The organism is Thermostichus sp. MS-CIW-26, assembly GCF_054059115.1.
The window spans coordinates 64,245-71,499 of record NZ_JBSSBV010000011.1; the positions used below are offsets into that span (position 1 = coordinate 64,245).

General features: G+C 57.6%; 5 protein-coding genes. 3 read left to right on the plus strand and 2 right to left on the minus strand.

Translation table 11 applies throughout. From position 1 onward, the window contains the following. Window positions 1-50: 50 nt before the first annotated feature. Together ACVWZU_RS05845 and ACVWZU_RS05850 are read left to right on the plus strand one after the other, a co-directional pair. Window positions 51-800 (plus strand): cytochrome c biogenesis protein CcdA, encoded by a 750-nt coding sequence (locus tag ACVWZU_RS05845; protein WP_457443846.1) that lies wholly within the window; start codon window positions 51-53, stop codon window positions 798-800. A gap of 111 nt (window positions 801-911) precedes the next feature. Continuing rightward, window positions 912-2,321 carry a cytochrome c biogenesis protein gene (locus ACVWZU_RS05850; RefSeq protein WP_457443848.1) on the plus strand — a complete coding sequence of 470 codons (1,410 nt, stop codon included), beginning with the start codon at window positions 912-914 and terminating at the stop codon, window positions 2,319-2,321. Window positions 2,322-2,463: 142 nt separating this feature from the next. On the opposite strand, the gene ACVWZU_RS05855 is transcribed toward ACVWZU_RS05850, so the two are convergent. After that, window positions 2,464-5,634 (minus strand): PAS domain S-box protein, encoded by a 3,171-nt coding sequence (locus ACVWZU_RS05855; RefSeq protein ID WP_457443850.1) that lies wholly within the window; start codon window positions 5,632-5,634, stop codon window positions 2,464-2,466. 658 nt (window positions 5,635-6,292) lie between these two features. Between ACVWZU_RS05855 and ACVWZU_RS05860 the strand changes: the two genes are divergently transcribed. Further along, window positions 6,293-6,553 carry a ferredoxin-thioredoxin reductase variable chain gene (locus ACVWZU_RS05860; RefSeq protein WP_414349997.1) on the plus strand — a complete coding sequence of 87 codons (261 nt, stop codon included), beginning with the start codon at window positions 6,293-6,295 and terminating at the stop codon, window positions 6,551-6,553. Here ACVWZU_RS05860 and ACVWZU_RS05865 read toward each other — a convergent pair. Continuing rightward, the gene (locus ACVWZU_RS05865) at window positions 6,550-7,023 is read right to left on the minus strand and encodes a phycobilisome protein (protein ID WP_457443852.1); all 474 of its coding nucleotides are present in this window, start codon (window positions 7,021-7,023) and stop codon (window positions 6,550-6,552) included. The genes ACVWZU_RS05860 and ACVWZU_RS05865 overlap by 4 nt on opposite strands. Window positions 7,024-7,255: the final 232 nt, after the last annotated feature.

Sequence of the window (7,255 nt, forward strand, 5' to 3'; positions counted from 1 at the left end):
GCTCGGGGATCCTTCATGCTACCTTGGGCTTATGTTGACAGATTGAGCTTATGTTGAATGCGGCTCAGCTCTGGCTTTACCACCTAGAACAATGGGCAACTGAGCTGGTGCAGTTTCAACTGCAGCACCTTTCTCCCGTCAGTCTGTTGGTGGTGGGCTTGGCCGGCTTGCTCACCAGTCTTTCCCCCTGCACGTTGTCTATGCTGCCGGTGACCATCGGCTACATCGGCGGCTACACCCCCGCTTCTGAGGAAACGGCTGGGGAAGGGCGGCGGCAAGTTTGGGCTCAATCTTTGGGTTTTGCGGCTGGGGTGGCTTTTACCCTGACCCTGCTGGGTTTGTCGGCAGCTTTGCTGGGTCGCGTTTACGGACAAACCGGATCCTTCGGGCCTGTTGTGGTGGGGGGAATTGCTATTTTGATGGGGCTGAACTTGTTAGAGGTGATCCCCCTGCGTTTTCCCGATGGGTTTAACCGCCTCGAGATTCCCGGAGAATGGCCCAGGCTGGGTCGGGCAGTGTTGCTGGGGTTAACCTTTGGCCTGGTGGCCTCTCCCTGCAGTACGCCGGTTTTGGTGGCTTTGCTGGCTTGGGTTTCCACCACAGGGCAGCCATGGGTAGGGGGTGGGCTGTTGCTGGCTTACGGGCTGGGGTTGGCCTTTCCCCTGCTCCTGGCGGGGGTGTTTACCGGAGCGGTGAAGCAACTGTTGGCCTTGCGGCGCTGGTCGGGCTGGCTCACCTACGCCAGTGGGGTGGTGTTGGTGGGGTTCGGCAGCGTAACAATCTTGTCGGCTTGGGCCTAAGGGATCCCTGCTGCTGCAGGCTAAGATGGGGCTACACCTACAGCACCCTGTTGGGGACTGCACCTTGCCTGGCAAGAGCAGCGATCTGAATCTTAAGCCGACAAACTTCTCATGGTCATATACTCTCTCCCGCTTGCCCGCTGGGTTTCCTCGCTGCGGCGGTACTTTCGTCATGAGCTGCTGCCGCTGCTGGCGGATCTGCGCCTGGCCATTGGCCTTTTGTTGGCAATTGCGGTCTTGAGCGCCACCGGCACGGTGATCGAGCAAGAGGAAACAGCGGCTTTTTATCAAGCCCACTATCCAGAGCATCCGGCCCTGTTTGGCTTTCTCACCTGGCGGGTGATCCTGAGCTTGGGATTGGATCACGTCTACCGCACCCCTTGGTTTCTGGCCATTTTGATCCTGTTCGGCAGCAGCCTTATCGCCTGTTCCTTTACGCGCCAGTGGCCAATGCTCAAGGTGGCTCGCCGTTGGAGCTATCTCACCCGTCCGCAGTCTTTTCAGCGCCTGCCCTTTTGGACTTATCTGCCCCAACAATCCTTACAAGGGCTGCCGCAGCAGTTGCGTCGACAGGGCTATCTGGTGTTTCAGGAGGGCCATTACCTCTACGCCCGCAAGGGGTTAATCGGCAGGATCGGCCCCATCTTGGTGCATGTCAGTATGCTGCTGATCTTGCTGGGGGCGATTTGGGGCAGCATTAGCGGCTTCAAGGCCCAAGAACTCATTCCCAGCGGCAGCGTGGCTTCCATTCAACACTTGACCGGAGCGGGAGATCTGGCTCGTGCTCACTTGCCTACCTGGCAAATTCGGGCCAATCGCTTCTGGATTGACTACGCTCCCGATGGCCGTGTCAAGCAGTTTTATTCCGACCTCTCGATCTTGGATCAGGGTCAGGAGGTCAAACGTCAGACCATTTCCGTCAACCATCCTCTCTCCTACCGGGGTGTGACCCTTTACCAAGCCGATTGGAGCATCGACAGCATCCGCATCCGCATCAACAACAGCCCCACTTTTCAAATCCCGGTGGTGCCGGTGCGCACCGAGGCAGGCAACAAACTCTGGGGCGCTTTTGTGCCCACCCAGCCGGACATGAGCCAGGGCCTCACGCTGCTGCTGCCGGATCTGCAGGGGACAGCCCTGCTCTACGACACTGAAGGGCAATGGATGGGATCCCTGCGCCAAGGCATGAGCTTGGCCCTCGACGAAATCGCTCCCCAACGCTTCCCCAACCCGCTCACTCTGCATCTGGATGAGGTGATCGGCGCTACCGGACTGCAAATTAAGTCGGATCCGGGGATCCCTGCGGTGTATCTCGGATTTGGCCTGTTGATGGTGGGGGTGGTGATGAGCTACTTCAGCTACAGCCAAATCTGGGCTTTGCAAACGGAGACGGGGCTCTACTTGGGGGGCAAAACCAACCGGGCCTTGGTTACTTTCGAGCGAGAATTCGACCGCTTGGTGGAGCAACAAAAGGTCGCCTTCTCTCTTTCCCAGATCCCGGTGGAAGCTGAGATTGGCTAGGCGCAGCTTTTTTCGGTAAAACCAGCCCCGGTCGATATAGCCCTATCTTCTGCGCAATAGGGATCCCGCTCGTCTACAAGATCTGGTTGTGAGGTTGAAAACGCTCATCCTCGCGAGGTTACCTGCCAGTTGGCACCCGTTTTCAGCAATTGCCGAAACTGGCATCTGTCGAGAGGTCGGGCAGGCTGACCTCAAACAGAGTGCGGTTCTCGCGGCTTTCCACCCGCAGATTGCCTCGCAGCAGTTTCACCGCTTTTTTCGCCAGCGGCAAGCCCAAGCCGGTGCCTCCCTGGTGGGCCCAATCCAGTTGCGGAACCCGATAGAACTTCTCGAAAATCTGCGGCAGGTGCTCCGGCGGAATCTCCACGCCGGTGTTGAGAACGCGCAAGTGGAGCTGAGAAGCCAAGTGCTCCGCACTGCTGGCGCGAACGACTGCTACTTCCAGATAAACCTGCTGGCCGGTGGGGGTGTATTTGGCGGCGTTGGTCAGCAATTCGCTTAGGATGCGCGTGAGCAGCCCCACATCGCTGCTGAAAAAGACGGGTTCAGAGGGGATGTGGGGGACAAAGGCGAGCTGGCGCTCTTGAAAGCGAAGGATAAAGGTCTGCAACAGCTTCTCTAGCCACCCTTGCACCTCAAAGCGGACAATCTCCAAAGCGCGGCTGCCGGCCTCCAGCCGCTGCAGATCCAGCAGGTCGTTGACCAAGTCCAGCTCTTTTTGCCACTCCTGCTTGAGGATGTTGAAATAAGGGATCTGTGCCTCAGAAAGGCCGTGCACCTCCAGCATTTTCAGAGCCATTTTCATGCTGGTCAGGGGGGTGCGCAGCTCGTGGGAGACCATGCTGAGAAACTCTTCTTTGAGCTCGTTAAGCTGCTGCAGTTGCCGGAGCTGGGCCTGGGTTGCTTGGTAAAGGCGGGCCTGGCGAATGGCAATGCTGCACTGAGTGGCCACCTGCTCGGCAAAGTGGATCTCCGCCTCGGTAAACCCTTCCCAGGGCAGGCGAATTAGCTTGAGAAAGCCCAGCAGCGAGCCCGTGTTTGAGGAAAACTGCCCTTCTTGCTGTCCCACAAATAGAGGGCAGGCAAGGAGGGTGCAGCGACCCCGCAGCGGGTGATCCGTGCTGAAGTGGAGAGTCTGGCCCTGGCGGAGTTGGCCCAAGAGCAGGGGATCCAAAGGCAGAGCGACTTGGCCTGAGGGGGGCAGGGATCCCGCCGCCTCGTGGGCCAGCGTGTAGGTCTGGGTTTCCGGATTGATGAGGGCCACGCCGCAAGCGCCCAGTTGGAAGGCCTGAGTGAGCTCCCGCACCACCGTGGCCAAGATCTCCTGTTCGTCCAGGCTGGAGCGCACCTTATCGCCGATTAACCGCAACAGTTGCTCGTATCTCACCCGCTGGGCCAGCTCGGCATTGCGCACCTCCACCTGGTAACGTAGCTCGGCGTTGGCAGCTTGAAGCTGCTGAAACAGCTCCGCCTGTTGCAGCGCCAGGCCCAGTTGGTCGGCAATTTGTCGCAAGAAGTCAGGCATCCAGGGATCCCATTTTTTAGGGGCGGTGCAGTGGTGGGCGATCAACAGCCCCCAGAGGCGGGCCAGCTCACCCTCTTTCGGGCTCGTCCCTCCGGGGGCGGATGCCTGCAGGATAGGCACTACCAAGTTGGCCCGCACCCCCAGACTGGCCAGCAGCTCCCGGTGGCAGGGCTGGATGGGGGCAGTGTCGATATCTTCGATGGCGGAAATGCGGCCCTGCTGATAGGCTTGGTGCCACTGGCTTACAAAGCAATGATCTTCGATAACGCGGCCCAGCAGGCTCAACTCTGGCCGGCTGACCGATTGCATGACGATCTCGCCCACCCAATTGGGGAAAAAGCGGTAGATCACCACCCGCTCCACATCCAACAAGCGGCGAACTTCTTCTACGGTAAAACTGAGGATGGAATCCACCTCCAAAGATTGCCGGATCCCTTGGGCGATACGGTTGAGCAGCCGAGCTTGATGCAGTTGCAATTGAACCTGCTCCTGGGCTTGCTTGCGCTCAGTGATATCGACAATTGAGGCGATGCCATAAATCTGTTTCTCGGGGGTCTCCGCCACAAAAGACGAGAGGTCAACCCAGAGGATCTCACCACTTTTGCGGATGTAGCGTTTTTCCATCCGGTAGGCTCGGCGGCGGCCCGCTCGCGCTTCTTCGACATAGATTGCCTCTTGCCGCAGATCCTCAGGATGGGTGAGATCGGCATAATTCATGCCCAAAAGCTCAGCCTCGGTGTAGCCGGTGAGCTGGCAAAAGCTCTGGTTCACCTTCAGCAAGTGCCCCGCCGCATCCGTGACCGCCATACCCACCGGGGCTTGCTCGAAGAGGCTTTGAAACAGATCTTGCTGATATTGCAGAGAGTGCTGAAGTTTTTGCTGTTGATTCTGCAACTCTTTTTCCTGGGTTAAATCCTGTACGCTGGCGATCATGCCGATGACATTCCCGTGGGCATCTTGCCAGGGGGCATCCAAAATCCGCACCGGAAACCGCTCGCCGTTGCGGCGCATGAAGGTCAACTCCCATCCCTGGGGAGGCCGATCCTGAGGCAGCCCCTGGGCAAGGGCGGCGGCGATTTTCTCCAGCTCTTCCGGGGGCCAATAGACAAAAGGGGGATCTTTCCCGATTAGCTCTTCCTTGGCCCAGCCCACCATCGCGGCAAAGGTCTCGTTGACGTAGATCTGCTTGCCTTGCGGATCGACGGCGGCAATGCCCAGAGGGATAGAGCGCTCGATGGCAACGCGCAAATTCAGGGTGGCTTGTAGATCCAGGGGCAGAACGTCCTGTCTGGGGGTTGGCAACTGCCCTCGACTCAAAAGCGCCGGATCCGAAGTGGCTTCTGACGGTTGGGTCTCCAGAGACAACGAGAACAACGACCCCAGCGTGAGCTGCCAACACAGCCCGTCTTGGTTCACCACCCCTAGCAGGGATCCCGCTTCGTCCACCACCGGCAAGTGGTGTATCCCGTGGGTTCGCATCAGCTCCAGCAAGGCCAGCGGATCCCGGTAGTCGCCGGCGGCCAAGGTCACCACAGGGGTAGTCATCGCCTCGGCGACGGTGGATCCCTGCCAAGATCGGTCGCTGGCCATCCACCGCAACACATCCACAGGCGTCAAAATGCCCACCACGCGGCCTGCGTCCGTCACCAAGGCGTAGGGCCAGGAGCGATTCTCTTGCGCCAGCCGGGAGAGAACCTCGACAACGGAGCTGTCGAGCCTGACCAGAGGCGGCATCTGGCCAAACAACTGTTCCAGGGATCCCGATGGAGAGCGCAAATCTCGCACCATGTCGATGGCAGACGATAACCGAACCTTTTAAGCAGAGTACCACGTCGAGTAAAGAAGTTTTGGGTTTTGACACAAATCTTTATATCTATTTGCTATTTAATTTAGCTATACCGAAACTTCGGGGTCAGGTTAAGCTTTTAGCTTGCTGTTAACGGAAATTCTCGATCTAAGTTGCGACTCTTACAGTTTATCGAGGTTTTTCCCTTCATCTAAAAATGAAGGGTAATCACCATCCTGTCGCTGTGTTTTTCAAGTATCTTCGCGTCATCGACTTAAGCTTTGGTTGGTTTAATTGAAGACAGATTTGACAGATTTTGAGCGGCTGCCAGATTGCCTGAGATCGGCCCGTGCCGCTGAGGCGATCCCTTCCAACCCTCCGAGCTTGGGAAGCGGCCCAGGCTATGACTGCACTTCTAGGCTGGCTGTGGTACAAGGCGGGATTCCTTTGCTTGAGGTGGGGCTTCCCTGAACTAGGCTCATGGCTGGAGTTTGCGGAAAGATTCTCGCTCCGTCCAGCGCCAGAGGGATCCCCAAGAAAATAAAAACTCCTGTGTCAGTTTCCACATACTTCTTCATATCTTGAAGGTTTGCTTAGAGATTGAGCTAGAGTGTTTCCAGTGGGTTCCTGTGGTGGGCCGCCTTGTTAGGAGGGCAAGACATGAAAGTTGGAGATCGGGTGCGGGTGCGTACCAGCGTGATTGTCTATCACCACCCGGAACATCGCAATCAACCTTTTGACCTCAAAGGTATGGAAGGGGAACTGAAGGCCGTGCTTCGAGATTGGAATGGCCGCCCGATCAGCGCCAACTTTCCCTTTCAGGTGCAGTTTGACAACAAGTTCCGTGCGCATCTCCAGGCTGATGAGCTGGAGGTGGTGGAGTCGGCTGGTTCTGGAGAGTCTGCTGAGACGGCTGCCTAGTTGAGGCCCAACAGCGTGCGGTTGGTTTCCAGAATCGGCCTGATCAACTTGGTTTCTTCGGGGGTGAGGTAATTGGCTATCACTTCTTGTAGGAAGCGATAGGTGGCCTCGCAACTGCGTTGGGTGCGGAAGGCCCGCATCAGTGTTTGGAACCAGTAGAGAAATCGATCTTTGTAGCGTTGCTCATCGTCCAGGAGCATGGCCAAAGCCGAGAGGCGCAAAACCCGCACGGTGTCAGCTTTCCACTTGTTGCTAAAGTCTTCCACCCCTCGCATGAGCAAGTAGGGATCCAGCGCGCGCATTTTCATGTCCACATCCCGGATGATCTGGGCCTCCGCCGCCTGAATCTTGCGATAGGCGCTCAGGCGAAGGTCAAAGGAGGCTAGGTAGGTCTCCATGAACTGCAGCTCCTCATCCCTGAGATACCGTCCGTCGGCAGCGATGCTCAGTTCGCGCAGTTGAGTCAGCATAGGGATCCCTGGGCAAGCTGGAATGAGAATGGAAAAAACACCACCTATCCTGGCTGACGGCACAGCCTTGGTCCCTCAATCCTATCCCCAAACTCCTGGCCAGAAGAGGGGAATTGCAGGGATCCCCGGCAACCCTCTCAGCTAGAAATCGCAGGAGCCCCGCACTGTACCCGTAGGGTCAGTGCCGGGAGGAATGCGAGGTTACAATAGAACCATGACCCAAGTCCTGACC